1 protein-coding gene and 1 pseudogene are annotated in these 1,324 nt (G+C 53.9%); both read left to right on the top strand.

Annotation, left to right across the window (positions count from 1 at the left end; genetic code table 11):
- Positions 1-300, top strand: a 300-nt coding sequence (locus JSE7799_RS09975; RefSeq protein ID WP_144431644.1) for an integrase core domain-containing protein, incomplete at its 5' end; no start/stop codon positions are given.
- 729 nt (positions 301-1,029) lie between these two features.
- A pseudogene (locus tag JSE7799_RS09970) lies at positions 1,030-1,324 on the top strand (IS256 family transposase); the annotation flags it as partial.

Below are 1,324 nucleotides of genomic sequence, written 5' to 3'. Positions count from 1 at the left end.
GACGCGCTTTGCGCCGCCCTCGACATCGACCACCGCCTAACCCCGCCGAAGTCGCCGCAGACCAACGGAATGGTCGAGCGCTTCAACGGCCGGAGCGAAGAGGTCCTGCAGAGCCACCATTTCCGATCAGGCGAGGACCTGGAGACCACGCTCCACCGATACGTCTGGCTCTACAACCAGCAGCTCCCGCAAGCAGCGTTGGCCAGCAAGGCGCCCTTGCAGGCCATGAAGGACTGGCACAAAATCAAGCCAGAGCTGTTCAAGAAACAGCCATACTACCTTCCGGGATGTGACACCTAGCGATTTCAGTTTGAAGGTCTTTTGCTGTTTTGTTGCTACACCCAAGAATCTTTTGCACAGAAGTGGCACTCACACCCTCGCATTGAAAAATATAGGCGAACTCAAGAAGTTCTTGAAAATTGAAGAATTCTTGCTGGTAATCGTTCGGCGATTGGCCTGCGAAAAAAACCACAACCCCTTTCGAGCGACCCTCACGAATAATTCTCTGAAGAAAAATGTTCTTTTGACTCAAGTAATTGTGCGCCCCATCAATGACCAAGATACTCCGAATAGTCCGCCTCCCATGTATGACTGGACTGTCCGGCATGTGCGCCATCTATTTGTACAATCTTTCAATGACAAGATACGCCACTAGTTCCTTCAGGACAGGCATAGCATGTACATCAATTATCAGCGTGCGATTGGAAATCCTCTCAATTGGGGGGGATTCGCTTCCGCGCTTCCAAAAGAGGTCGAAGTCGGAAAGATCACGCAGCACTTCAATGAGGCTGTCATCTTTCTCACCATCTCCTTCATAGGCAGCGACTGCAATCTCTAGAATGTCCTGAAAGTCGGGATATGGAGACGAGGACCCTGCGCGCTTCGCGTATCCAGCCCTAATGGTCTCAGTCAGCGCCCCTTTCTGAACGACACGAGTTATGCCCGAAAGTTGGTGATGGCCTGAAGTAGGCGGCATATCATGGCGGTGTTCACGCGCCGTCAGTCTCAAAAGAGAAAGGATATGCCACCATGGCCAAATCTACCGTTGTCCCGTTCGAACTGCCATCGGAATTTTCTGCGGATCCGTTGACCGAGGTAATCCAAGCTGGGGCCAAGGAGCTTCTGCGAACGGCGGTTCAGGCGGAGGTATCCGCCTTCCTCGCCGAGCATGCGCATCTTCTGGACGAGGAGGGCCGCCAGCGTCTTGTGCGCCATGGTTTTCTGCCCGAGCGCGAGATGATGACCGGGATCGGGACCATTCCTGTGCAGGTCCCGCGCGTGCGCGATCGCGGCCGCAATGAAGATGGGAGCAAGATCAAGTTCC

This window comes from Jannaschia seosinensis, from assembly GCF_001408515.1.
Taxonomy (GTDB): Bacteria; Pseudomonadota; Alphaproteobacteria; order Rhodobacterales; family Rhodobacteraceae; genus Jannaschia; species Jannaschia seosinensis.
This window is presented reverse-complemented; position numbering and strand designations above follow the sequence as displayed.